The following is a 973-nucleotide window of genomic DNA, read 5'->3' on the forward strand; positions in this document are numbered from 1 at the left end:
TAATTTTTTGCGATTTTTTGTATAACTCACGGCGTTTTGCCAATATCGCTTTATCTTCACCATGATGACGTTGTGCCGGTGTCACGAATTTGATACGACTATGTCTGTGCTCATTGTTGTACCAATTCGCGAAGTCTTTCACCCAAGTTCTTGCATCTTCAAGGCTTTTAAAGCCTTCACTTGGCCAGCGGTGGCTGTATTTGACCGTGCGAAACAGTGATTCCGAGTACGGATTATCATTGCTGACACCTGGACGACTACGAGAGCCTATTACTCCCATTTCAAGCATCTTGGACTGCATCGTTAAGCATTTCATCGGACTGCCGTTATCTGAGTGCAATACCACGTTTTGTTTAACGCATTTCTCAGCCCAGAGAGTTCGCTCAAGTAACTTTGCAGCATAGTCACCTGATTCACTATCATGAACTTCCCAACCCACAATTTTACGGCTGAAAATGTCGATTATCATGTAAAGGTAGAAAAACCGTCCAATCACTGTTGAAGGACAGTAGCTGATATCCCAGGTCCACACTTGGTTTGGTCCTGTCGCTGTGTACCCCTTAGGCTTAGCTCGGCTACCTTTAGGTTTTTCTTTTCCTCTATGAGTGAGTTGGTTGTTGGCCTTCAGCACACGATAAAAGCTTGATTCAGATGCGATATATTGCCCATTATCTGCCAGCATTGGTACTATCTGGCTTGGCCCTAAATTAGCGTATTCTTCTTGATTGCTGATAGCTAATATGGCTTGCTGTTCTTCCTCTGTTAGCTTATTTTGGGGCTGGGGTCTATCCGCTATAGGCCTTTTATCACCGATGATTTCACCTTGCTCCTGCCAACGCTGTAACGTCCGTATAGACAAACCAATTTCTTCACAGGCTTTCTCCTTTCTTGCGCCTGAGGTAACGGCATTATCAATCAAGGATGTGTAATGCAGCCTATCTGAGAGTGAGGTTAACTGTCCTCGTCTTCCCCC

Annotated in this window: 1 protein-coding gene; it reads right to left on the reverse strand. The window is 44.7% G+C overall.

Going from position 1 to position 973, the window contains the following annotated elements; all coding sequences use genetic code 11:
* Nucleotides 1-973, reverse strand: a 973-nt coding sequence (locus AC19MV_RS22955) for an IS3 family transposase (protein WP_498310036.1), incomplete at both ends; no start/stop codon positions are given.

It is taken from the genome of Shewanella sp. MF05913 (assembly GCF_059758095.1).